This is a genomic window from Peribacillus sp. NPDC097198, from assembly GCF_044762055.1.
In the GTDB taxonomy this organism is placed as follows: Bacteria; Bacillota; Bacilli; order Bacillales; family DSM-1321; genus Peribacillus.
The window spans coordinates 1-24891 of record NZ_JBIWDO010000018.1; the positions used below are offsets into that span (position 1 = coordinate 1).

Genomic DNA, 24891 nt, shown 5'->3' on the forward strand with positions numbered 1-24891 from the left:
CCCGTTCCCATTCCGAACACGGCAGTTAAGCTTTTCAGCGCCGATGGTAGTTGGGGGTTTCCCCCTGTGAGAGTAGGACGCCGCCAAGCCATTTCAAAGGTCAGCCATTAGGCTTGGCCTTTTTTTGTGTGCAGAAAGAACGAGTTGCATTATGGAATCTGATCATTGAACTTCAAATGAGAAATTGTTTTTTATGAAAACAATCTCGGAGACGGGGAATTTTTATATAGACATACACCTAATGTAAGCCATTATCATACATTATTAAAAGCAGCCCCGAGTTCTCTTAAACTATTTTAATTCTATGTATGCGGACAATGGTTTTTGGGGAGAATGCAGCTATGGAGGTGGAGATGTTGGGGAAAACAACAACCAAAACAACAGCAGGGGAATCGTGCGTGGTATGTGAACAAGTAAAAGGCATGGGGATACACCTATATACGACTTTCATCTGTGAAGAATGCGAAAGGGATATGATTGGGACGGATACGAATGACCCCAGGTATAAGTACTATTTGAAACAGTTAAGGAAAATTACGAATCCGGAAATTTGTTCATAATGTAAGTAGTTGTAGATAGTTGTAGAGTTAGAGAATAAAGAAATGGCGATTTCTTTATTCTCTAACTCTTTTTCCATGAGGAGGGAAATGAACCGCTTGATTGAACTTTTACCTTTTAGATAAGATAATCTTGGACAAATTTGATAAAATGAAGAACATTATGATGTTGAAGGAAGAGGGAAATGAATCAATTACATACGCCATTGTTCGATGCGATGAGCAATTTATATAAAAAGGGGCCCATTTCATTACATGTCCCGGGCCATAAAAATGGTCAAGTGTTCAATGAAAAAGGTCGTGCACTCTATAAGCCCCTACTTGGAATAGACGCTACAGAAATAAGTGGCCTGGATGATTTACACGCTCCAGAAGGTGTCATATTGGAAGCTGAGAGACTACTTGCTGACTTATATGGAGTCCAGAAGAGTTATTTTTTGGTCAATGGAACAACTGTAGGTAACCTAGCCATGATCCTTGCGGCCTGTGGGGAGGGAGACAAGGTACTGGTTCAAAGGAATTGTCATAAATCCATCTTGCATGGCCTGATGTTGGCAAATGTACGGCCTGTTTTTTTACAACCTATATTTTATCGGGAATGGGAAGTAGCGGGTGGCATCAGTTCAGATCTATTGGGTGAGGCCTTGGATGTACATTCGGATGCCAAGGCTGTCATATTGACCAACCCGAATTACTATGGACTTGCTGAAAAAGGATTGTCTGGCCTTGTAAAAATGGCACATGAAAGAGGTATTCCCGTGTTGGTAGATGAGGCACATGGTGCTCACTTTCAATTGGGAAGCCTTTTTCCCGACTCCGCGATACTGGCGGGAGCCGATGCAGTTGTACACTCAGCCCATAAAACATTGCCAGCCATGACGATGGGGTCCTACCTTCATATTCATTCTGATTTGTTGGATTTGGACAAGATGACTTTCTATTTACAAATGCTACAATCGAGCAGTCCTTCTTATCCCATCATGGGGTCTCTTGACTTAGCGCGCGGATATCTAGCATCATTTACAATAGAAGACCAAAACCAGCTCATCAAAAGGATTTCAGACTTCAGAGGGGAGTTGGGCAAGCTCGGCACGATACGAGTACTGGAGGCACCATTGGGAACGTCTGCCGACCCCTTGAAAGTCGTCATCCAGTCCACGACAGGCTTAAGTGGATTTCAGTTACAGAAGTTATTTGAAGGGGAAAACCTATATCCGGAACTTGCGGATCCCTACAATCTTTTGATGACTCTTCCTTTAGTAAAGGAAGAACAGGATTTTCCTTTTAAGGAAATCATCAAAAAAATCGAACGAGCATCAAGTGCGATGAAAGATAGATCAGGAGAACAAGATGAAGAAGTTGTTCCACAAAGTGCACTCGGTAAAAACGCCATGACGAGCCTTGCCTATCCATACTCTGTCATGAAACAAAAAAGTACGGTCCAAGTTGAGTTTGGAAAAGCAATCGGTGCGGTATCTGCGGAAATGGTCATTCCTTATCCTCCTGGCATCCCCTTGATTATGACCGGGGAAATGATTACATCAGAGCATATCGATAATTTAGGGAGACTGTTAGCATTGGATTCAAGATTCCATGGAGGTTCTTTCCTTTCAAGCGGGAAGCTGATTGTTTATGAGGGCAGCCAGGTTGGATAAAATGATATACTACAAACAAAGAACCTTGGAGGTACACCAATGAATCGTGGGATTTTTATAACAATGGAAGGGCCTGAGGGAGCAGGGAAAACAACAATCATTCACATGCTCGGGTACGCCCTCCAACAAGAAGGTTATCAAGTTTTGCTAACACGGGAACCAGGTGGCATCCCGATATCCGAACAAATAAGAGAAGTTATCTTGAATAAAGACAATACAGCAATGGATTCAAGAACGGAGGCTTTACTATATGCTGCTGCAAGGCGGCAGCATTTGGTGGAAAAAGTCATCCCTGCACTAGAAAAGGGGACCATCGTCCTCTGTGACCGATTCATTGATAGCTCTTTGGCCTATCAAGGCTATGCAAGGGGCTTAGATATAGAAGATGTATACAATATTAATAAATTTGCAATTGGTGACATGATGCCTGATGCGACGTTCTTTTTCGATATAAAACCTGAAGAGGGTTTAAGACGGATACAGTCAAACGGGGACCGTGAAGTGAATCGACTGGATTTGGAGGCTCTGGAGTTTCATGAAAAGGTATATGAGGGTTATCAGCTAACCATTAGCAGATGGAAGGATCGTTACGTTATCATTGATGCCGATCAATCAATCGAGGAAGTTTTCCAAGAAGCGAAGAATCAATTAATGATAGCTTTGAAGAAGAGATAACGGTACGCTAGGATTTCCATATTATTCAACTGCACCCTATTCCATGTAAGCACAAATTGTTATAATGGGAGTAAGGTAGTGAAAATTCATAGTAAGCGGAGGATGATGAGAATGAAAATGATCATTGCTGTCGTTCAAGATAAGGATAGCCATCGGCTGCTTAATGAATTAGTGGATCATAATTTCAGGACAACCAAGCTCGCCAGTACGGGTGGGTTTTTAAAATCAGGGAATACAACCTTTATGATTGGCACGGAGGATACACGTGTCGATCAGGCGATTGAGATAATCAAGCGGAGTTGTCAGTCGCGTTCTCAATTAGTCTCCCCGGTCTCACCAATGGGTGGCAATGCCGAATCGTATGTACCATATCCGGTGGAAATTCAAGTAGGCGGTGCAACCATATTTGTCCTGCCGGTTGAAAATTTTCTGCAATTTTAACGGCTAGATATATGGAGGTTCTTTATGAAAATCAACCATGACATACCTATTAATTTGGATAAAGCCCGGCAGGATAATAAACAAATGCAATCAGGTAATGGAAGGTTTCAACAACTGGTTCAAACACAGGACCAGAAGATGCAGGTTCAAACTTTGAATCGTTTAATCGGGGACATTGAAGGGGCAGGTCAGCGCCTGGTCCGATCCCGGACCTTTAGGGAACTAGCCAAATATAAGGCATTAGTGAAGCGGTTTGTGCGCGAAGCTGTTGAGTATGGTCTTGAACTGAAGCAGTCCACGAGCTGGAATCAATACGGACAGAGTCGACCATTGAAGACCGTGGAAACGATTGATGCGAAACTGATCGAGTTAAGCGAGGAAATTTTAAATAAAGAGAAGAGTTCGCTTGAGATATTAGAAATGATAGGCGAAATTAAAGGACTGCTGATTAATTTATATACGTAAGTGAGTGATGATGTTGGATAAAACATGGCAGGAAATGAGACAAATTCAGCCGCAGGTTATGACGATGTTGCAAAATAGCATCACGAAGAACAGAGTGGCTCATGCGTATATATTTGAAGGGGATACAGGTACAGGTAAGAAAGAGGTAAGCAAAACTTTTGCAAAAAGCTTACTATGCGAGAACCCGGTCGAAGGCTTTGAGCCATGCGGACAGTGTAAGAACTGCAAACGAATTTCTAGTGGAAACCATCCGGATATCCATTTGATTGAAAAAGATGGACTGTCCATTAAAAAGGAACAAATTAAGAGTCTTCAAGAGGAATTCTCAAAGAAAAGTGTGGAAGCCAATCGGAAAGTGTACATGATTACCGATGCGGATAAGATGTCAGTCGGGGCAGCGAACAGTCTCTTGAAGTTTTTAGAAGAACCTGTAGGAGATACGGTAGCCATACTGATGACCGAACAAGTTCAGCGCATTCTACCGACCATTTTGTCGAGGTGCCAATTGATCTCGTTTAAACCGTTATCACCGGAGAATGTCAAACGAAAGCTGATGGAACAGGACGTGGACCCACAGATGGCCGCTGTCGTCGCTCATTTAACACAGAATGTGGTAGACGGAATTGACATGAGTCATGATGAATGGTTTGTACAAGGCCAAAAAATAGTGGTAAAATTGTATGAAGTGTTAAAACAGAATTCCCTGAAGGCCTTATTGTTCCTTCAGACGGATTGGTTTTCGCACTTTAAAGATAGAGAACAGGTAGACAGAGGCCTTGATTTGTTACTTCTTATTTATAAGGATTTATTATATATTCAGTTGGACAAGAAGGACCTGATTGTATTTCAAAATAAACTGAAGGAATTTGAAACTCACGCTCTTCATCTTTCTCCGAGACGACTCGCTGAACATATGGAGTTTATTTTGGAAGCGAAAAGGAAGTTGATGTCCAACACAAATCCACAGCTGTTGATGGAACAGCTTGTGCTGAATTTGCAGGAGGGATCATGATTTGTATGATGTTGTAGGTGTCCGTTTTAAAAAAGCGGGCAAAATATACTACTTTGATCCGGGCGAATTCGCCATTCCCAAGGACGATTTTGTTATAGTGGAGACTGTCCGCGGTGTTGAATTCGGTAAGGTTGTTACAGCCCGTAAACAAGTAGATGAAAATGATGTTGTCCTGCCATTGAAAAAAGTACTTCGGGTTGCAGATGCGAAAGATAAGCTAATTGTTGAGGAAAACAAGTCTGCTGCAGAAGAAGCTTATTATATATGTTGTCAAAAGGTCGATGAGCATAAGCTGGATATGAAGCTCGTTGACGTGTCCTATACCTTTGATAGAAATAAGGTAGTGTTTTACTTTACTGCGGATGGTCGCGTGGATTTCCGTGATTTAGTCAAAGATTTAGCAGCCATATTCAGAACCAGGATTGAACTTCGACAGATTGGAGTCAGGGATGAGGCTAAAATGCTTGGTGGCATTGGACCATGTGGCAGAATGCTTTGTTGCTCGACATTTCTGGGAGACTTTGAACCTGTTTCCATTAAAATGGCGAAAGATCAGAATTTATCACTAAATCCTACAAAAATCTCAGGATTATGTGGTCGATTGATGTGCTGTCTGAAATATGAAAATGACGAGTATGAGAGTGCGAAGGAAATGCTTCCTGATTTAGGTGAGATGATTGATACGCCTGGTGGCAAAGGCAAGGTAGTGGGGCTTAATATTCTAGAACGCGTACTTCAGATTGAACTAATCGAGCAGGAAAGAGTATTAGAGTATACTTTAGATGAGATTCTAAAAGAGGGAGCCGTTTCTATTCAAGCCACAGATTATTAAGGTGGTGGGAGAGCGTGGATAAGAAAGATATTTTTGAGTCGGTTACCAATATGGAAGCCCAGATAGGCCAATTATATAAACAGCTTGGAGAATTGAAGGAGAATCTTGCGGAAATCCTCGAAGGAAATCAATCGCTCAAGTTAGAAAATGAGCACTTGCGTCATCGATTGGGCCTTGCGGATGCCGAGAGTGAACCTGTTTCTATAAAAGAGAAACAAAAGACGAAGAACCGTACTGAGAGTACGAATAAGGTTATGGATATAGGGGAAGGCTATGATAATCTAGCCCGTATCTATCAAGAAGGCTTCCATATTTGTAATCTGCATTTTGGCAGTTTACGTAAAGAAGGAGATTGCCTGTTCTGTTTATCTTTTTTAAACAAGAAGTGAAAATGGAATAATATAAAAGAATGTTCCATCTCTTTTACGTGATAGATAGACCGTTTACAATATATAGTGATTCGGGGTCTGACGCATACTATGAGTCAGGCCCTTTTTGTTACGAGTGAGGGTTAAAGTAAGGGCTTAATCCTGCTTTTTCTACATATATAGGAGGGTTAATAGCAATGGTAGAACTAAAAGGGGATGAACGGCTGGATTACCTGTTGGCGGAGGATTTACGGATCATCCAGAGTCCATCGGTGTTTTCTTTTTCATTAGATGCCGTTTTATTATCCAGGTTTGTAAGCGTACCGATCCAAAAGGGAAGGCTAGTGGATCTTTGTTCAGGCAATGGCGTCATACCCTTGTTGCTAAGCACAAGGACTAAAGGGTCCATTACGGGCATCGAAATCCAGGATCGCCTATATGACATGGCTCAAAGAACCATGGAGTATAACGGGGTTTCCTCGCAGATTGAAATGGTCCATGCTGATATAAAAGAAATCCCAAAGCAAATAGGATACAGTAAATATGATGTGGTAACGTGTAACCCACCGTACTTCCCGACTCCGTCCATTGAGGAAATCAATAAAAATGAACACTTTGCGATTGCCCGTCATGAAATCATGTGCACATTGGAAGACGTCATGCGTGTTTCAAGTCAGTTACTTCGTCAGGGTGGAAAAGCGGCATTCGTCCATAGACCTGGTCGTTTGATGGATATCCTACGACTGATGAGGGAGTATCGGATTGAACCGAAGAGGTTGCAATTCGTTTATCCAAAAAGTACAAAAGAGGCCAATACGATTCTCATTGAAGGAATTAAAGACGGAAACCCGGATTTGAAAATCCTACCTCCACTCGTTGTGTACAATGAACAGAATGAATATAATCCTGAAATCAGAAAGATTTTATATGGAGACGAATAGGCACTATTTCTACGTCTTAAAATGCAGCGATGATAGTTATTACGCGGGATACACCAATAATTTAGAACGAAGGATCAATATGCATAATCAGGGGAAAGGCGCTAAATATACGCGTGGACGGACCCCTGTGGAACTGATTTATCATGAAACGTTTGAAAACCAGACTTTGGCCATGAAGGCAGAATACCAGTTCAAGCAACTAACCAGAAAACAAAAAGAAAAGTGGATGGCAAAGGAGGAGACATAATCTATGTGGCAGCAAAAGAGTTTTGAAAAAGAGGGGTTGGAACCGGCTTTATATCTAGTCCCTACTCCTATAGGCAATCTTGAAGATATGAGTTTCCGCGCTCTTAGGATTTTAAAGGAAGCAGATGTCATAGCTGCCGAGGATACGCGAAATACAAAAAAACTATGTAATTACTTTGAGATTTCTACACCTATCGTCAGTTATCATGAGCATAATAAGGAAAACAGCGGACGGCAAATGCTTGAGCGACTTCGTTCAGGCCAAGTGATCGCTCTCGTCAGTGATGCCGGTTTACCAACGATTTCCGATCCAGGCTATGAACTTGTGAGGGAAGCAATTGCTGAACAGTTTAAGGTTATCCCCTTGCCAGGAGCCAATGCGGCATTAACGGCGTTGATTGCCTCAGGGCTTTCCCCTCAACCCTTTTATTTCTATGGTTTCCTAAAGCGGGGAGCAAAAGAAAAGAAACAAGAGTTGGAAAAGTTAAAAAAAATGGAAGCTACTTGGATTGTATATGAATCGCCTCACCGCTTAAAGGAAACCTTGAAACATATGCATGAAATCCTAGGAGACCGACAAATAGTCCTATGTCGTGAATTAACCAAGAAGTTTGAAGAGTTTATTCGCGGTACATTAAGTGAGGCAATGAATTGGGCGGCTGAAAATGAGGTGCGCGGTGAGTTCTGTTTGATAATAGAGGGTGCTCAAGAACAGGAAGAAGACCCAGAAGAAGCATGGTGGTCAGCTTTCGACATTGTTGGGCATGTCAACTATTATATCGAAACGAAGAAAATGCCTTCAAAGGATGCCATAAAGCAAGTTGCAAAAGATCGAAATATGCAAAAACGCGACGTATACCAGGCATTTCATATAGATGCCAACTAAATGGACAAAAAAAAACTTCCGATATTCGGAAGTTTTTTATCTATATTAGTTAGAAGTTGCAAAGTTTTGTTGAATTTCTTTAATTAACATTTCTGCACCTTCACGGCTAAGAATTAACTTACCATTAGCAAGTGTAAGATTGTTATCAGAAACTTCACCAGTTACTTGACAAGTCATGTTAGGTTTATATTTTTTTAAGATAATGCGCTCATCATCCACATAGATTTCTAAAGCATCTTTCTCAGCGATGCCTAATGTACGGCGAAGCTCGATTGGAATAACTACCCGGCCTAACTCATCAACTTTACGAACGATTCCTGTAGATTTCATTGAAAATTCCCCTCTCAAAATACAATTTAGTACCTTTTTCTATTTTTTTCGTCATTATTCGACAATTTTTTTTATAAATTTATAATACCAGCCATTCCCATATTCGTCAATGATTTATTTTCATTTTTCTGTAAGAGCTCATTATCGCTTTTTATAAAGGATACGAAAAGTAATAAAGCAAAAAAGCCTTAGTCCTAGCTTGTCTGCGGAACCATTTACTTCACCAAGATTCGACAAACTATGATAATGGAGCTCTATCTCTTCCCTATTATAAGAGTAATGTTATTTTAGTTTCAAATCAAAAATTCGGAATATAGGATAATATTCCTGTAAAACGTCCAAATAGAATGGGAGATGTTGCGCAAAATATGAATAGTAAGGTATATTTTGTTGAGGTAAGAGGAAATGCTGAAAATAGGGTGAAGACAACCTTGCAAGCATTAAGCACTGATTAGAAATTCTTTGCCTTTCATTCGAATTTCAGGATGAAATGATTGTTGATTCTTGTCGCATAGAATGACAGATAGGGTTAAAATAGAGATAATAGTTTTACTGTGCTCTAATTGGCAGGGGCAAGTCCTTAGCCAGTTTTGCAAATGATGAGGAGGCAATAAAATGCAGGAAAAATCAAATACATTTTATATTACAACACCCATATATTATCCAAGTGGTAATTTACATATAGGGCATGCGTATACGACGGTGGCAGGAGATGCCATGGCTCGTTACAAAAGGATGCGTGGCTTTGACGTTATGTACTTAACGGGAACGGATGAACATGGTCAGAAAATCCAGCGCAAAGCAGCTGAACAGGGCATCACACCTAAACAGTATGTGGACAATATCGTGTCTGGAATAAAAGAGCTTTGGAATAAGCTTGATATATCTTATGATGACTTCATAAGGACGACAGAAGACCGCCATAAAGAGGTTGTGGCAAAAATATTCAAGAAGCTGCTGGATCAGGGCGACATATACTTGGATCAATATGAAGGATTATATTGTACACCATGTGAATCTTTCTTTACGGAACGCCAAGTCGAAGAAGGTAATGGGAAATGTCCAGATTGTGGCCGACCAGTCGAGAAGGTTAAGGAAGAGTCATATTTCTTCAAGATGAGTAAGTATGCTGACCGTTTATTGAAGTTCTATGAGGAAAACCCTGAGTTCATCCAGCCTGAATCAAGAAAAAATGAAATGATCAATAACTTTATCAAACCGGGATTAGAAGATTTGGCCGTTTCTCGTACAACTTTTGACTGGGGAATTAAAGTACCGGGAGATCCGAAGCATGTCATTTATGTCTGGATTGATGCGTTGACTAACTATATTACAGCTTTAGGGTATGGGACGGATGATGATTCTAAATACAGGAATTACTGGCCGGCGGACGTTCACCTAGTAGGGAAGGAAATCGTTCGTTTCCATACCATATACTGGCCGATCATGTTAATGGCTCTCGATATGCCGCTTCCGAAAAAGGTATTTGCCCACGGCTGGTTGCTTATGAAAGACGGCAAAATGTCGAAGTCAAAAGGGAACGTGGTCGATCCGGTTACATTGATTGATCGATACGGTTTGGATTCCTTACGTTATTACCTTCTTCGTGAAGTCCCATTCGGTTCTGACGGGGTATTTACTCCAGAGGGATTTGTAGAACGGGTTAACTTTGACTTAGCGAATGATCTAGGTAATTTATTGAACAGAACCGTAGCCATGGTCAATAAGTATTTCGACGGTGTGATTCCAAACTATCAAGGGTCGAATGGCGAATTTGAAACAAACTTGCTTGAAATGAATCAAGATACGGTACATAAATATGAAGAAGCCATGGAAAAAATGGAATTCTCCGTTGCCCTTACGTCCATTTGGCAGCTTGTGAGCAGGACCAATAAGTTCATCGATGAAACCCAACCGTGGATGTTGGCTAAAGATGAAGCCAAAAAAGGGGAACTTGCAAGTGTTATGGTCCATTTGGCTGAATCTTTACGCCGGACAGCCGTCCTATTGAAACCATTTTTAACGCAGGCACCGGAAAAAGTCTTTACTCAGCTAGGCATTCAGGATGAGAACTTGAAGACATGGGATAGTCTCAGCGAGTTTGGATTAATTCCTTCCGATACAAGAGTGTTAAAAGGGGACCCTATCTTCCCGCGTTTAGATATGGAAGAGGAAGTTCAATATATTAAAGAACAAATGCAGGGTGGCACGTCCAAAGAGGAAGAAAAGGAAGAAGTCGAAATTCCGGAAGTTGATGAAATCACAATCGATGATTTCACAAAGGTTGAGTTGCGTGTAGCGCAGGTAATGGAAGTCGAGCCCGTAAAAAAAGCCGACAAACTGCTTAAGCTACAGTTGGATCTTGGGTACGAGAAGCGGCAGGTCGTATCCGGGATTGCTCAGCACTACAAACCAGAAGAATTAGTAGGGAAAAAAGTGATATGCGTGACCAATCTTAAACCAGTGAAATTACGTGGGGAGCTTTCTCAAGGAATGATTTTGGCTGGCAGCCAAGATGGCGTCCTATCTGTTGCTACAATAGATGCTTCCATTCCTAATGGATCGAAAGTGAAATAACTCAAAAAAACATAAAAGTGTTTCATATGAAACACTTTTATGTTTTTTATTTATATGCCCCAGTGCAGCAGGCATCTACTGAGACCATTCTTTAGTCCCTGCCTTCAGGGAGGGACTATGTAATCTTTTTGTTACCTAATTGAGAAACATAAAACTCTCATTACGAAATAAAATAGTGCTAGAAAGGAAGAATAAACATGCTTTTCGATACACATGTACATGTAAATGCAGAGCAATTCAATGAAGATCTTGAAGAAGTCATAGAAAGAGCGCAGGAAGCGGGCGTAAAAAACATGGTTGTCGTCGGCTTTGACCGCCCTACCATCACTAGAGCAATGGAACTAGTGGAAATATATGATTTTATGTTTGCGGCAATCGGTTGGCATCCTGTTGATGCAATAGATATGACGGAAGAAGATCTCCAGTGGATTGAAGAACTCTCCGCACATCCTAAGATAGTTGCTATAGGGGAAATGGGCCTTGACTATCATTGGGACAAATCGCCGAAGGAAATTCAAAAGGAAGTTTTCAGAAAACAAATACGCCTAGCAAAAAAGGTAAAGTTGCCTATCATCATTCATAATCGTGAAGCAACCGCAGATATCGTGAGCATATTAAAGGAAGAAGGTGCTTCAGAAGTGGGAGGCATCATGCATTGCTTTAGTGGTAGTGCCGAAACAGCTTTGGAATGTATCGATATGAACTTTTATATTTCATTGGGGGGACCCGTTACCTTCAAGAATGCGAAGAAACCAAAAGAAGTAGCAGCAGCTGTGCCATTGGATCGTCTATTAATTGAGACGGATTGTCCTTACCTAGCACCCCATCCCTTTAGAGGAAAGCGTAATGAACCATCCTATGTGAAACTCGTCGCCGAGCAAATTGCAGACATCAAGCAACTTTCCGTGGAAGAAGTATCCCAGGCGACAACGAGTAATGCCAAGAAATTATTCGGCATTAATTGACATCATTTTGGGTCACGTTCTCCCGGGATTTGCTATTTAGAAAGCATTTTTTGAAGTTTCTACAAATCTCTCTCCCTACATAGGTGTTTTATGTCGAGAAGTCACCCTTTCCTTTTCTATGAGGAATATGCATAATAGGTAATAATTTCCTAAATGAGAAGTGGATGGGTTGACAGCTCGATAAGTATGTCTATATAATCACCGGGAGGAAGGAGGAGTTTTTCATTCTATCAAAAACTATGAAAAACCTTATTTCCAGACTTGTAGGTAAGAAGCGAATAGCGGTTGCGATATGCACGGCAATTCTCGTCACTACGGCGCTGGGAATACTGATCCATAAAGGAACAATGCATACAGTCACAATCATGCTTGACGGGAAAAAAGAGGTAGTGCGGACACACGCGGCTACTGTAAATGATATGTTAAAAGATTTAGAGATTACGGTTCAAGCCGCAGATTATGTACATCCTTCTGTTGACAGTGAAGTAGCTGATGATCTAGAGGTAGTGTACAAGCAGGCTCGAAAAATTGTCATGGTACAAGATGGTGAGCAAGAGGAAGTCTGGTCAACCGCCGATACCGTAGAGGAATTTATCAAGGAGCAGGAGCTCGGAGTAGATGAGAAGGATAAAGTTACTCCTTCAAAAGACACGAAGCTTAAAGCAGATATGGAAGTTAGCATCGATAGAGCCTTTTCACTGAACTTGGTGGTAGGTGGAAAAGAAAAGCAGGTTTGGTCAACTTCGACTACGGTCGCTGACTTTTTAAAGCAACAAGGTGTCAAACTCAATGATTTAGATCGAGTTGAACCAGGATTAGTGGAAAAAGTTGAAGCAAAGAATACGGTAAACGTTATTCGAATTGAAAAAGTCACCGATGTAGTGGAAGAACCTGTCGATTATGCTGTCATTACTAAAAATGATGATTCTTTATTAAAAGGGAAAGAAAAGATCGAAAAAGAAGGAAAAAAGGGTATCACTTCCAAGGAATACGAAGTGATCAAAGAAAATGGAAAAGAAGTCAAAAGGAAATTGCTTTCTGAAAAAGTTGTGAATAAAAAGCAGGATAAGGTCGTAGCGGTCGGAACTAAGAAGCTTGAAACCCAAGAATCACCGAGAGCAACGAATGTGAATTCTACCAGCGGAAAAGAAATTTACGTCTCATCAACGGCCTATACAGCAAGTTGCCACGGCTGTTCAGGTGTTACTTCAACAGGAGTGGATCTGAAAAGTAATCCTAATGCCAAAATCATAGCAGTCGATCCAAGCGTGATTCCCATGGGCTCGAAGGTCTATGTCGAGGGTTATGGCTATGCTACTGCTGCCGATAAGGGCGGAGCGATTAAGGGAAACAGAATAGATGTATTCTTTTCATCGAAAAACGACGCTTATCGTTGGGGTGTAAAGAAAGTGAAAATCCGAGTACTGGATTAATAAGTTTTCTCTCGCAGGAGATAAATTGTCTCCTGCTTTTTTGACGTTTTATTTTACCATTTGTTGAAACCAACAGTATAAACCTGCTTTAATAAAAGAGACGATTCAATAAGTCATAAAATTTCAGTGTAAACTAAAAGTGAATCGAGTGATGGCGTGAGAAGCCATCCCGATGGAAAAGTCGTGGCAAGGTCTGTTACATAGTAAGTCTTGCGCTTTTCTGTATGGAGGAAAACATGAAAAAGATTAAAGAAATCATTGTTGTTGAAGGTAAAGATGATACAGTAGCGATAAAAAGGGCGGTCAATGCGGATACCATAGAAACGAACGGTTCCGCCGTGAATCAATCCTGTATAGATCAGGTAAGGTTGGCACAAGTCACACGTGGTGTTATCATTTTTACGGATCCGGATTTTCCAGGACAAAAAATCAGAAATATCATTTCAGAACAAGTAAAGGGCTGTAAACATGCCTTTTTAACGAAGAAAGAGGCGTTGCCTAAGTCAGGCAGGGGAATAGGCGTGGAGCACGCTTCACCTGAAGCGATTCGTAATGCCTTGAAAGACGCACAACTCATGGATGAGGAAGCCCAAGAGGAAATATCCCAGCAGGATTTAATAGATGCAGGTTTAATCGGTGGTGCGGGAGCTAGAGAGCGAAGAGAAAGACTTGGTTCCATCTTAAAGATCGGTTTTACAAATGGTAAGCAATTATACAAGCGATTAAAAATGTTTCAAATATCAACTGAGGCTTTTAGCGAAGCGATTGTACAGATAAATCAGGAGGAAAATCATGAATAAAGATATAGCAACCCCTGTCAGAACGAAAGACATCCTAAAGAAGTACGGATTTTCGTTTAAAAAGAGCCTAGGGCAAAATTTCCTAATCGATACGAATATCCTGAAGCGGATTGTCGAGCATGCGGAGTTGACAGAGGAAAGTGGAGCGATTGAAATTGGGCCAGGTATAGGGGCGCTGACTGAACAATTAGCGAAAAGCAGCAAAAAGGTCACAGCCTTCGAAATAGATCAGCGCTTACTTCCGATACTAGCCGATACACTGTCTCCATACGACAATGTGAAAATCATCCATGGGGATGTCTTGAAAGCGGATGTCAAGCAGGCCATCGAGGAAGAGTTCAAGGATATCAAGGATATAATGGTCGTAGCCAACCTTCCTTACTATGTTACTACTCCCATCATTTTGAAGCTTTTGTCAGAGGACTTACCGATTAGAGGCATCGTATGTATGTTGCAAAAGGAAGTCGCCGATCGAATCGCAGCTAAGCCAGGCACGAAGGAATATGGTTCTTTATCGATTGCCATTCAATATTATACGGAAGCAGAGACGGTTATGATCGTTCCAAAAACGGTGTTCATGCCGCAACCGAATGTCGATTCGGCTGTTATTCGCCTCACAAGACGGGTTACACCGATTGTCGAAGTACAAGATGAGGACTTTTTGTTCGTCGTGACCCGGGCGAGCTTTGCACAGCGCCGAAAAACGATATTAAATAACTTAACAAGTCAGTTGCCGGAAGGAAAAGCGAAAAAGGAATTGATTCTTGCTGCTCTTAAGGCCGTAGAAGTCGACCCGACTAGGCGAGGGGAAACATTGAGCATTGAGGAATTTGGACGCTTGAGTGATGCATTACTGCCGAATTTTAAATAACCATTACCAATCTAACGTCGGAAAGGGGTTCTATTCTCCCTCATCCGGCTTTTTTTTTGGATTAGAGCGGGTAGTGAACCGATTCCCGCATATGATATACCCCAATTTTCACTTTCACCATTCGTGGAGCGTTAGCATAACTTAAGAAAGAAAACAATCTAGGGTGGGCTTTAAAATAAGTCTTCTCATGGGGTGGAGCAATGAATGTTCAGATAAATGATATTGTCGGTCGGCTCTCTTATAAATGCGACGTACTATTTCGGGTAATTGATATCCGTGATAATTACGGCAAACGTGAAGCGGTTCTTTACGGGGAAGATATTCGGCTAATCGCAGATGCACCTTTTCAGGATTTGATGATTATAAACGATAATGAGCGAAGTGTCCGTCAAAAGTCCAATGAAGCACTCCAAGAACAATCCTACCGCCTATTAACGCAAGATTTAGAGCTTCAGCAGCAAAAAAGCGGATATCAATCAAGTAATGGGTACCGCTATAGCGGAGAATACTTTCAAATACCAGGCAGAGTGCTACATGTAGACGGGGATGCTTCCTATCTTCGAAAATGCCTGGACCTTTACCAGAAATTCGGCATACCGGTGAATGGCGTCTATTGTAACGAAAAAGAAATGCCCCAGAGAATTGGCAGCCTACTGGACCATTACCGTCCAGATATCCTTGTCGTCACGGGTCATGACGCCTATTCTAAATCAAATGGACCGATGTCCGATATCAACGCCTATCGTCACTCCAAGGATTTCGTGCAAACCGTCCGTGAGGCGAGAAAGAAGGTATCACATCTAGATCAACTAGTTATATTCGCTGGTGCTTGTCAATCCCACTTTGAATCGATCATCCAAGCAGGGGCTAATTATGCAAGTTCCCCTTCGCGCGTGAATATTCATGCGCTTGATCCCGTATATATTGTCGGTAAGGTAAGTTTCACGGCCTATATGGAGAATCTTCATGTTTGGGATGTTCTTCGCAATACGTTAACAGGCGAAAAAGGATTGGGCGGGATTGAAACAAAAGGCATGCTTCGAACAGGACTCCCCTTTAAACCTTTCCAGGAAGAATGATGAGCTGCATTTTGAAAGAATGCAGCTTAATTTATTGCTTGAAATTTCGGATATCAATAATTCTGATAGGATTTTTTTAATCGAAAAAGGGAGCAGAGGACTCAGTAGCGAAAATTTTTCCTTTTTGATAATGAATAGTTCGCTTACATATATTTTCAATTACTAGGAGATAATAAAAATGTTAACGATTTTTGCGGAATTAAGGTAAAAATATATTGACTACATTTTTAACTGCTGATATAATTTATTATTTTGTTTGCGTATATTAACAATTTGTGATATACTATAATTAGTGAGGTGGACCGAAAATGCCAAAAACTCTAGCTGATATTAAAACTGCACTTGATTCAAACCTAGGTAAAAGATTGCTTTTGAAAGCAAACGGTGGAAGAAGAAAGACTGTAGAACGTTTTGGAATTTTGGCGGAAACTTATCCGGCTGTTTTTGTAATTGAACTCGACCAAGATGAAAATGCGTTTGAAAGAGTATCTTACAGCTATGCGGATGTATTAACGGAAGCCGTGGAACTAACCTTTTTAAACAAACAACAAGAGATTTAACTTAGAGGAAGTAGCAGACAATATGTTTGCTACTTTTTGATTTGTCCAAAACCCAGGTGTGACCAGTTCAGGGTGGAATAAGTAAGCATGAAATAGCGTATGTAACAAACAATAGGCATGTGACAGCATGTGAAAGGGGTTGTTTCGCTTGAGTAGAAAAAAAGGGATTATGTCCGAGGACTTTAAAGAGGAATTGGCAAAAGAACTTGGATTTTATGATGTTGTCCAAAAAGAGGGTTGGGGCGGAATCCGAGCCCGCGACGCAGGAAACATGGTAAAACTTGCAATCGAAAAAGCACAACGTCAAATGGTGGATAAAGAATAGAATCTCACTAAAATGAATCATGCTGTCCTTACGAAATGGGCCAGGCTCTTTCTTCAATGTATAGCGATATCCTTTTATGCTTACATTGTAGATACAGGAGTCTGGCCTTTTATTATAAAGAAACATAAGCGAATAACGGGCACTAAGTTGCATGGCAAGTCCTTCAAGAAGGAGCAACGGCCCCCTCTCCCCGCAGTCCTTTTCTCCCCTCTAAGGTATTCTCCACTTCAATACATTGTAAATACGATGAAAAAACCTTTAGAATAGAAACAAATATGATAGAATAGGACAAGAACTTTTAAGAACGTTAAAGTAGGTGGACATATTGAAGCTTATGGAAAAAGCCCCGGCTAAAATTAATTTAGCTTTGGATGTGCTTTTCAAACGGCCTGATGGGTATCACGAGGTGGAGATGATCATGACGACAGTCGATCTTGCCGATAGAATAGAGCTAAAAGAAATAAAAGGGAACCACATTCAAATTCTATCTCATAATCGATTCGTTCCGGATGATCATCGGAACTTGGCGTATCAAGCTGCATTCATTTTAAAGGAACGTTATGGAATTAATAAAGGTGTTTCTATTACAATAGAGAAAAATATTCCTGTAGCAGCCGGACTTGCAGGTGGAAGCAGTGATGCCGCTGCTACATTAAGAGGATTAAATAGACTGTGGAAGTTAGGACTTTCCATGGATGAACTTGCTGAAATAGGGGCAGAAATCGGTTCTGATGTTTCGTTTTGTGTGTATGGAGGGACGGCTTTGGCTACAGGACGTGGGGAAAAAATCATGCATCTTCCTACACCGCCCAAATGCTGGGTTATTTTAGCCAAACCGACTATTGGCGTATCTACCGCTGATATATATAAACGATTGCAGGTTGCCAAAATGGATCATCCTGATATTCCCGGTATGATTTCGGCCATAAGGGATAATAGTTATGAACGTGTATGCGACGGTCTGGGAAATGTACTGGAGCAGGTTACATTGCAATTGTATCCAGAGGTGGCCAACATTAAAGACCAAATGAAGACGTTCGGCGCAGATGCTGTCTTGATGAGTGGAAGCGGACCGACAGTCTTTGGACTAGTGGAACATGACTCCCGTATGCAAAGGATCTATAACGGACTACGAGGATTTTGTGATCAAGTCTATGCTGTCCGCATGTTAGGTGACCGTAGCGACCTTGAATAAATGCGGACAATGATGGTATAGTTGCATTATAATATTCGGAAATGACAGAGGGTGTGTTACAAATGAAATTTCGTCGCAGCGAGAGGCTAGTCGATATGACCAATTATTTATTAGAACATCCAGGGGAACTCGTTTCACTGACCTATTTTGCTGAGAGGTACAGTTCTGCCAAGTCTTCAATAAGTGAGGATTTGACGATCATCAAGGATACCTTTGAGCAAAGAGGAATAGGTTCTTTGACGACCGTACCGGGTGCCGCGGGTGGCGTAAAGTATATCGTTTCCATTAAACGGGAGGAAGCCGATACCTTTATAGATGAGCTTTGTGAAACAATCGCTAGTCCTGAAAGACTATTACCGGGCGGCTACCTATATATGACCGATATCTTAGGTCACCCGCAAACTGTGAATAAGGTCGGCCGAATCATCGCTTCCATGTATGCCAAGAAAAATGTCTCGGTTATAATGACGATGGCTACTAAAGGGATATCATTAGCATACGCGGTGGCGAACTATTTGAATGTTCCCGTCGTCATAGTAAGAAGGAATAATAAGGTGACAGAAGGCTCTACCGTTAGTATCAACTATGTCTCTGGCTCGTCTAAAAGAATCCAGACAATGGTCCTTTCAAAGAGAAGCTTGGTTGAGGGATCGAATGTGCTGATTGTGGATGATTTCATGAAGGCAGGAGGGACAATCAACGGGATGGTAAGCCTTCTGGATGAATTTAAGGCGACTGTTGCCGGGATTGCTGTCCTCGTAGAGTCCGAACATACGGAAGAATGTCTCGTGGAGGATTATGTGTCATTAATCAAGCTGACGCAGGTTGTTGAAAGAGATAAAAAGATAAACGTTAGTCGTGGAAACTATTTTACTAAAAGGGATTAAGGGGGATTTTTCATGAAAAAAGTACACACGAATGAAGCACCAGCAGCAATCGGTCCATATTCACAGGGTATCATTGTGGAAAGTTTATTCTATAGTTCGGGTCAAATTCCTCTTACTGCTTCCGGGGAAATGGTGAATGGAGACGTAAAAGAACAGACGCATCAGGTATTTAGGAATCTTCAGGCTGTATTGAAAGAGGCAGGTGCTACTTTAGACACAGTCATTAAAACGACGGTATTCATTAAAAGCATGGATGACTTCAGTTCGATTAATGAGGTATATGGTGAGTATTTTTCTACACATAAACCGGCGCGGTCTTGCGTAGAGGTCGCACGTTTGCCTAAGGATGCTCTTGTGGAAATAGAAGTGATTGCGCTCGTTAAATAAACGGGCTCTTTTTTTTGCCTTTTCTAGGGGGATTGTAGTGGGTACTTTTCCAGTATTTTCAGGATATTTTTAATATTTTTTCAAAACTAGGCTTAATTTTCTAAAAAACTTACAGATAATAGAAGGATTTCCCGTTTATTTGTTGAATATGTACTTTAAGATTTAACAACTAAAAGGGATGGTGAGCTTAAATGGAAGTTACTGACGTAAGATTACGCCGTGTGAATACGGATGGTCGTATGAGAGCAATCGCATCAATTACACTCGATAATGAATTTGTGGTTCATGATATTCGAGTAATTGACGGAAATAATGGTTTATTTGTGGCTATGCCAAGTAAACGTACTCCAGATGGGGAATTCCGTGATATTGCGCATCCGATTAATTCTTCCACACGCGGGAAAATTCAAGAAGCTGTCTTGACAGAATATCATCGTTTAGGAGAACTTGAAACCGAATTAGAGGAAGCAGGAGCAGGAGCTTCTTAAGTGTTTTACATGGTCCATTATAAATAAGTGCAACCAGAGCCTACTTCTTAAGTAGTGCTCTTTTTTATTTTTATGACTTGTAAATATTGAATCTAGAAAAGTAACTGGTACTATCTTCAAAATTACAAATACCCCTTTTGTTTTATGTATAAACATTTTTTTTAGTAAATTTTATTTTTTATAAGAAAAATAATTACTTACCATTAAAGTAAAAATTGATCAATTGTGATTGATGGTCATTACAAGGGCATTCGCCGCATTGAAAGCATTACTTTTACATAGGGAAATATGGAATGGAATCACTGAAGAAACGCGGGTGTTATAGCATTTCAGGGAATGGACCTGCTACTTGATAGTCGCTTTTCACGTACATGGGTGAGGGAAATGCAGCTCATTTTGCAAAGGGGATTATAATGAATGGGGGAATTTTAATTAGTTTTTATTCCCATATTAAGGTCAAAGGTCTGATGGACAGAGGATAACATTATCATCTACTTTCAAATGTTACCTTGAAAAGAATCCTTATTTAAGATAATATTTTTAATGGATAAAAAGGTGAAAATGGAGGCCTGTTATGAGTAATCGCTATGCAATAATTTTGGCCGCTGGGCAAGGCACTAGGATGAAATCTAAGCTTTACAAGGTTTTACACCCTGTTTGCGGAAAACCAATGGTACAACATGTTATCGATCAAGTCAATCAACTTCAAATAGAAGATATTGTAACAGTTATTGGGCATGGAGCAGAAAAAGTACAAGAACAACTTGGGGATTCATGCAAGTACGCCTTGCAAGAGCAACAATTAGGTACGGCACATGCTGTTATGCAGGCGGAAAGCGTATTAGCAGGTAAAAGTGGAATAACACTTGTTATTTGTGGGGATACGCCCTTAATCAAAGCAGAAACGATGGAAGCGCTTATCGCTTTACATGAAAAAAGTCAGGCGAAGGCAACCATTCTGACAGCGTATGCAGATCAGCCAGATGGATATGGCAGAGTCTTACGTAGTGAAAATGGACTTGTCGAAAAAATTGTCGAGCATAAGGATGCTTCTGTTGAAGAACGATATGTTAAGGAAATTAATACGGGAACATATTGTTTCGACAATCAGGCCTTATTTAGCGCACTTAAAAAAGTTTCAAATGAAAATGTCCAAGGTGAATACTATTTACCGGATGTTATTGAAATCTTAAAACAAGCAGGCGAAACAGTTACGGCCTTTCAATCAAGTAACTTCGACGAAACTTTAGGTGTAAACGACCGCGTCGCTTTATCGCAGGCGGAACAAATATTACGGAAACGCATCAATGAGTTGCACATGAGAAATGGCGTCACAATCGTTGATCCGCTTACGACGTATATTGAATCCGATGTGAAGATTGGCCAGGATTCAATCATTTATCCTGGTACAATGATTAAAGGGCGAAGTGTTATCGGAACAGATTGCCAGGTTGGCCCACAATCGGAAATCATAAATTGTGTAATCGGGAATGGAACGGAAATTCGCCAATCGGTTGCACAGGATAGCCAAATTGGTAACTCTGTGAAAGTCGGCCCGTTTGCGCATATCAGACCGGAATCGGATATACAAGATTCCGTGAAAATCGGAAATTTTGTCGAAATTAAAAAGTCCGTATTCGGAAAAGGAAGCAAAGCCTCTCATTTGAGTTATATAGGGGATGCTGAGGTTGGAGAGAATGTTAATATAGGCTGTGGATCTATTACCGTGAATTATGACGGTAAAAACAAATATTTGACGAAAATTGAAGACGATGTCTTTATTGGCTGCAATTCAAATCTCGTTGCGCCTGTAACGATTGCAAAAGGAGCATATGTTGCTGCGGGGTCAACAATCACCAAGGATGTACCGCAGGAAGCTCTGTCAGTTGCCCGGGCACGTCAAGTTAACAAAGAAGATTATGTGAAAAAATTAAAATTCAATAACTAACCCACGGAGGTCATCATGTCAAATCAGTATTTAGATCCTAATTTAAAAGTATTCTCTTTGAATTCAAACTTTGGTTTAGCCCAAGAAATTGCCGCAACAATTGGCGTTGAACTTGGAAAATGTACCGTAACGAGTTTCAGTGATGGTGAAGTTCAAATTAACATAGAAGAAAGTATTCGTGGGTGTGACGTTTATGTCATTCAATCAACGAGCCAGCCTGTAAATGAGAACTTGATGGAACTTTTAATCATGATTGATGCTTTAAAACGTGCTTCGGCAAAAACGATTAACATCGTTATGCCTTATTATGGATATGCACGCCAAGATCGTAAAGCACGCGCACGTGAGCCGATCACAGCTAAGCTAGTAGCAAATCTATTAGAAACAGCTGGCGCACACCGAGTTATTACATTAGATCTTCACGCACCGCAAATTCAAGGTTTCTTCGATATTTTAATTGATCACCTAGTAGCGGTTCCAATCTTGTCTGACTTCTTCAAAGAAAAAAATCTTGAAGATATCGTCATTGTTTCTCCTGACCATGGTGGTGTGACACGTGCCCGTAAAATGGCGGATCGTTTAAAAGCACCGATTGCTATTATCGATAAACGCCGTCCAAGACCAAATGTGGCTGAAGTAATGAACATCATCGGTAACATAGAAGGAAAAACAGCTATTCTGATTGATGACATCATCGATACAGCAGGAACCATTACACTTGCAGCGAATGCCCTTGTAGAGCATGGAGCTAAAGAAGTGTATGCATGTTGTACTCACCCGGTCCTTTCAGGTCCAGCTATTGAGCGCATTCAAAATTCATCAATCAAAGAATTAGTCATCACAAACTCAATTGTCCTTTCTGAAGAAAAGAAAATTGATAAAATTGTTGAATTGTCTGTGGCTCCATTGATTGCTGAGGCGATCATTCGTGTGCATGAAGAACAATCTGTTAGTACATTGTTCGATTGATAGTCAGTTTTAAAAAACATGGTGGGCCTTATGTCCGCCATTTTTTTATTCTCTGGTTTTTAAAAAAGTTCTCCCTAACTCCCCCTTATTCTTTCTTGGAGTCGTATTTCTAGCGTGCCAATATATGTTTAATCTTTCTCTGATAAGGGAAGATTTAAATATATAGTGAAACTGTAATATTTTATATTCAGGAAGGCGGAGGATGTATGAGTAATCTATTAGTAGCTAAAGAACGTAAGGGGACTAAACATTCTAATTTAAAGGACTTAAGGGAAAGCGGAGAAATTCCGGCCGTCGTATATGGGAATAAAAATGGCAGCACAGCCATTTCAGTCAACAACGCGGATTTCCAAAAAACAATAAAAGAAGTGGGTCGTAACGGAATTATTTCGTTAGATTTAGAAGGAACTAAACATCAGGTCATGCTTTCTGATTATCAGAAGGATCCGTTGAAAAACCATGTATTTCATGCCGATTTCTTAATCGTGGACATGAAAGCAGAACTACAAGCACAGGTACGCATCAATCTCGTAGGTACATCCAAAGGGGTTAAAGATGGTGGCGTCCTACAGCAGTCACTACATGAGGTAACTGTTTCAGCTAGACCTGATGATATCCCGGAATCAATCGACGTTGATGTCACAGAGCTTCAAGTAGGTGAAACAATCTACATATCTGACGTCCAATCAAACCAAAAAGTCACAATTGAAAACAGTGGGGAAGAAGTCATTGCTTCTGTATTACCACCTCGTCAAGAAGAGGAAATTAGTACAGGTGAACAGCAAGATGGTGGAATCCCAGAAAATGAGGAAGGCAGGGAGACTAAGCCTTCACCAGAGTCATGATGCCGGGATTATAGAAGTTAATCATGGTATAATAGGCGTAGCTCTTTATGAGTTGCGTCTTTTTTTGCTTCTCTGCATTCGTTAAGGAGTTATTGCTTTTAATTAGAAATAATTTCTAATTAGTTCTCCGGTCGCTTGCGGAAATACTTAAAATTAAGGTACTATTTTTCTAAGGTCACTTATGATTTTTAGAATCTTCGGTCAAACGTAACTCTCTAAATATCAGGAATGACGGAGTGTGAATCATGAAAATCTTTGTAGGGTTAGGAAACCCGGGTAAGCAATATGAAAAAACACGGCATAATGTCGGGTTTGAAGTGATAGATGAGTTAGCTAAAAATTGGTCCATTTCACTTGACCAAGCCAAGCATAAAGGCATTTATGGTGTGGGAATGGTGCGGGGCGAGAAGGTCTTACTACTTAAGCCTTTAACCTACATGAATTTGTCGGGAGAATCCATATCGGCCGTCATGCAATTTTTCAAAGTGGACGTATCGGATGTTATCATCATTTATGATGATCTTGACTTACCGCCCGGAAAAGTACGGCTTCGTCAAAAAGGAAGTGCAGGCGGACATAATGGGATTAAATCAACCATTGCCCATTTAGGTACCCAGGACTTCAATCGAATTAGAATAGGGATTGGCCGTCCAGTCGGTCGTATTCCAGTGCCTGATTATGTCTTGGGCCGGTTTTCTAAAGAAGATTGGGATCATGTCGGGGCTACAATCGAAAAAAGTGCAGCCGCCTGTGAAACATGGCTAGAAAAACCATTTACTCAGGTCATGAACGAATATAACCAATAAGGTTAGAGTAGATATAAGATAAGGAGAAATTTCTTTCTGTTTCGCTGAATAAATCTCCCCTATTTTAGTACATACTAACGGTATTATTAAATAGGGGGTTATCGAATATGGCTCTCCATTATCGTTGCCGGCATTGCGGAACTAAATTAGGTTCACTTGAGCATGACGCATTGACCGCGGAGCAGTTGGGGTTTAATCAACTTACTGATGAAGACCGTCAAGAGATGATCGTTTATGATTCCGAAGGGGATATGCATGTGAAGGCAATATGTGAAGAATGTTATAATTCACTGCAAAATAACCCAGAATATTATGAAAGCGATTATATTATTCATTAGCGGGAGAGGG

General features: G+C 40.8%; 29 protein-coding genes and 1 rRNA gene. 29 read left to right on the forward strand and 1 reads right to left on the reverse strand.

The genetic code is table 11. The annotated features are described in order from the left end of the window. From rrf to rsmI, 12 genes are all read left to right on the forward strand, one after another. A 5S ribosomal RNA gene (rrf, locus tag ACIQXQ_RS19545) occupies positions 1-89 on the forward strand; the annotation flags it as partial. Between the two features lie 252 nt (positions 90-341). Further along, positions 342-560: a sigma factor G inhibitor Gin gene (locus tag ACIQXQ_RS19550; protein ID WP_402875864.1), complete on the forward strand. Its 219-nt coding sequence runs from the start codon at positions 342-344 to the stop codon at positions 558-560. Between the two features lie 182 nt (positions 561-742). Continuing rightward, positions 743-2212 carry an aminotransferase class I/II-fold pyridoxal phosphate-dependent enzyme gene (locus ACIQXQ_RS19555; protein ID WP_402959592.1) on the forward strand — a complete coding sequence of 490 codons (1470 nt, stop codon included), beginning with the start codon at positions 743-745 and terminating at the stop codon, positions 2210-2212. Positions 2213-2251: 39 nt separating this feature from the next. Beyond that, a complete protein-coding gene (tmk, locus tag ACIQXQ_RS19560; protein ID WP_402875868.1) occupies positions 2252-2887 on the forward strand; it encodes a dTMP kinase in 636 nt (211 codons plus the stop codon). A gap of 111 nt (positions 2888-2998) precedes the next feature. Further along, positions 2999-3328: a cyclic-di-AMP receptor gene (locus tag ACIQXQ_RS19565; protein ID WP_402875870.1), complete on the forward strand. Its 330-nt coding sequence runs from the start codon at positions 2999-3001 to the stop codon at positions 3326-3328. A gap of 24 nt (positions 3329-3352) precedes the next feature. Further along, a complete protein-coding gene (locus tag ACIQXQ_RS19570; protein WP_402875872.1) occupies positions 3353-3793 on the forward strand; it encodes a YaaR family protein in 441 nt (146 codons plus the stop codon). Positions 3794-3806: 13 nt separating this feature from the next. Continuing rightward, a complete protein-coding gene (gene holB / locus ACIQXQ_RS19575; RefSeq protein ID WP_402875874.1) occupies positions 3807-4805 on the forward strand; it encodes a DNA polymerase III subunit delta' in 999 nt (332 codons plus the stop codon). A 1-nt stretch (position 4806) separates the two neighbouring features. Next, a complete protein-coding gene (ricT, locus tag ACIQXQ_RS19580; RefSeq protein WP_402875876.1) occupies positions 4807-5637 on the forward strand; it encodes a competence/sporulation regulator complex protein RicT in 831 nt (276 codons plus the stop codon). A gap of 14 nt (positions 5638-5651) precedes the next feature. Then, complete coding sequence (gene yabA / locus ACIQXQ_RS19585; protein ID WP_402875877.1) at positions 5652-6026, forward strand: DNA replication initiation control protein YabA; 375 nt, start codon at positions 5652-5654, stop codon at positions 6024-6026. Positions 6027-6202: 176 nt separating this feature from the next. Continuing rightward, on the forward strand, positions 6203-6946 hold the full coding sequence (locus ACIQXQ_RS19590) for a tRNA1(Val) (adenine(37)-N6)-methyltransferase (RefSeq protein WP_402875879.1): 744 nt from the start codon (positions 6203-6205) through the stop codon (positions 6944-6946). Then, positions 6933-7193 carry a GIY-YIG nuclease family protein gene (locus ACIQXQ_RS19595; protein ID WP_402875881.1) on the forward strand — a complete coding sequence of 87 codons (261 nt, stop codon included), beginning with the start codon at positions 6933-6935 and terminating at the stop codon, positions 7191-7193. Before ACIQXQ_RS19590 ends, ACIQXQ_RS19595 begins: the two co-directional genes overlap by 14 nt. 3 nt (positions 7194-7196) lie before the next feature. Next, positions 7197-8078, forward strand: coding sequence for a 16S rRNA (cytidine(1402)-2'-O)-methyltransferase (gene rsmI, locus ACIQXQ_RS19600; protein ID WP_402959594.1), 882 nt, complete (start codon positions 7197-7199; stop codon positions 8076-8078). Positions 8079-8123: 45 nt separating this feature from the next. Here the strand turns inward: rsmI and ACIQXQ_RS19605 are convergent, their stop codons facing one another. Continuing rightward, positions 8124-8408 (reverse strand): transition state genes transcriptional regulator AbrB, encoded by a 285-nt coding sequence (locus tag ACIQXQ_RS19605; RefSeq protein WP_402875885.1) that lies wholly within the window; start codon positions 8406-8408, stop codon positions 8124-8126. Between the two features lie 615 nt (positions 8409-9023). Here ACIQXQ_RS19605 and metG point away from each other — a divergent pair. The 17 genes from metG (at position 9024) to fin (ending at position 24881) form a co-directional block, all read left to right on the forward strand. Beyond that, the gene (gene metG, locus ACIQXQ_RS19610; RefSeq protein ID WP_402875886.1) at positions 9024-10985 is read left to right on the forward strand and encodes a methionine--tRNA ligase; all 1962 of its coding nucleotides are present in this window, start codon (positions 9024-9026) and stop codon (positions 10983-10985) included. Positions 10986-11182: 197 nt separating this feature from the next. Further along, complete coding sequence (locus ACIQXQ_RS19615; protein ID WP_402959597.1) at positions 11183-11950, forward strand: TatD family hydrolase; 768 nt, start codon at positions 11183-11185, stop codon at positions 11948-11950. A gap of 347 nt (positions 11951-12297) precedes the next feature. Continuing rightward, entirely contained in the window at positions 12298-13383 is a 1086-nt protein-coding gene (locus ACIQXQ_RS19620) for a ubiquitin-like domain-containing protein (protein ID WP_402959599.1), read from the forward strand. 236 nt (positions 13384-13619) lie between these two features. Then, positions 13620-14183 (forward strand): ribonuclease M5, encoded by a 564-nt coding sequence (gene rnmV / locus ACIQXQ_RS19625; protein ID WP_402875892.1) that lies wholly within the window; start codon positions 13620-13622, stop codon positions 14181-14183. Next, positions 14176-15054 (forward strand): 16S rRNA (adenine(1518)-N(6)/adenine(1519)-N(6))-dimethyltransferase RsmA, encoded by an 879-nt coding sequence (rsmA, locus tag ACIQXQ_RS19630; RefSeq protein WP_402875893.1) that lies wholly within the window; start codon positions 14176-14178, stop codon positions 15052-15054. Before rnmV ends, rsmA begins: the two co-directional genes overlap by 8 nt. A gap of 200 nt (positions 15055-15254) precedes the next feature. Next, complete coding sequence (yabG, locus tag ACIQXQ_RS19635) at positions 15255-16133, forward strand: sporulation peptidase YabG (RefSeq protein WP_402875895.1); 879 nt, start codon at positions 15255-15257, stop codon at positions 16131-16133. Positions 16134-16441: 308 nt separating this feature from the next. After that, entirely contained in the window at positions 16442-16693 is a 252-nt protein-coding gene (gene veg / locus ACIQXQ_RS19640; protein ID WP_402875897.1) for a biofilm formation stimulator Veg, read from the forward strand. A 148-nt stretch (positions 16694-16841) separates the two neighbouring features. After that, a complete protein-coding gene (locus ACIQXQ_RS19645) occupies positions 16842-17018 on the forward strand; it encodes a small, acid-soluble spore protein, alpha/beta type (protein WP_402875898.1) in 177 nt (58 codons plus the stop codon). Positions 17019-17343: 325 nt separating this feature from the next. Next, a complete protein-coding gene (gene ispE, locus ACIQXQ_RS19650) occupies positions 17344-18213 on the forward strand; it encodes a 4-(cytidine 5'-diphospho)-2-C-methyl-D-erythritol kinase (RefSeq protein WP_402875900.1) in 870 nt (289 codons plus the stop codon). A 62-nt stretch (positions 18214-18275) separates the two neighbouring features. Further along, positions 18276-19100, forward strand: coding sequence for a pur operon repressor (gene purR, locus ACIQXQ_RS19655; RefSeq protein WP_402875902.1), 825 nt, complete (start codon positions 18276-18278; stop codon positions 19098-19100). Between the two features lie 12 nt (positions 19101-19112). Continuing rightward, positions 19113-19487 (forward strand): RidA family protein, encoded by a 375-nt coding sequence (locus ACIQXQ_RS19660; protein ID WP_402875903.1) that lies wholly within the window; start codon positions 19113-19115, stop codon positions 19485-19487. A 191-nt stretch (positions 19488-19678) separates the two neighbouring features. Continuing rightward, entirely contained in the window at positions 19679-19975 is a 297-nt protein-coding gene (gene spoVG / locus ACIQXQ_RS19665; RefSeq protein ID WP_034316332.1) for a septation regulator SpoVG, read from the forward strand. A gap of 574 nt (positions 19976-20549) precedes the next feature. After that, positions 20550-21923 carry a bifunctional UDP-N-acetylglucosamine diphosphorylase/glucosamine-1-phosphate N-acetyltransferase GlmU gene (gene glmU / locus ACIQXQ_RS19670; RefSeq protein WP_402875905.1) on the forward strand — a complete coding sequence of 458 codons (1374 nt, stop codon included), beginning with the start codon at positions 20550-20552 and terminating at the stop codon, positions 21921-21923. Between the two features lie 15 nt (positions 21924-21938). Further along, positions 21939-22892, forward strand: coding sequence for a ribose-phosphate diphosphokinase (locus ACIQXQ_RS19675; RefSeq protein ID WP_402875907.1), 954 nt, complete (start codon positions 21939-21941; stop codon positions 22890-22892). Between the two features lie 206 nt (positions 22893-23098). Continuing rightward, positions 23099-23737, forward strand: coding sequence for a 50S ribosomal protein L25/general stress protein Ctc (locus ACIQXQ_RS19680; protein WP_402875909.1), 639 nt, complete (start codon positions 23099-23101; stop codon positions 23735-23737). Positions 23738-23982: 245 nt separating this feature from the next. Next, positions 23983-24543: an aminoacyl-tRNA hydrolase gene (gene pth, locus ACIQXQ_RS19685; RefSeq protein ID WP_402875912.1), complete on the forward strand. Its 561-nt coding sequence runs from the start codon at positions 23983-23985 to the stop codon at positions 24541-24543. A gap of 107 nt (positions 24544-24650) precedes the next feature. Beyond that, complete coding sequence (fin, locus tag ACIQXQ_RS19690) at positions 24651-24881, forward strand: anti-sigma-F factor Fin (RefSeq protein WP_402875914.1); 231 nt, start codon at positions 24651-24653, stop codon at positions 24879-24881. The last annotated feature ends 10 nt before the right edge of the window (positions 24882-24891 follow it).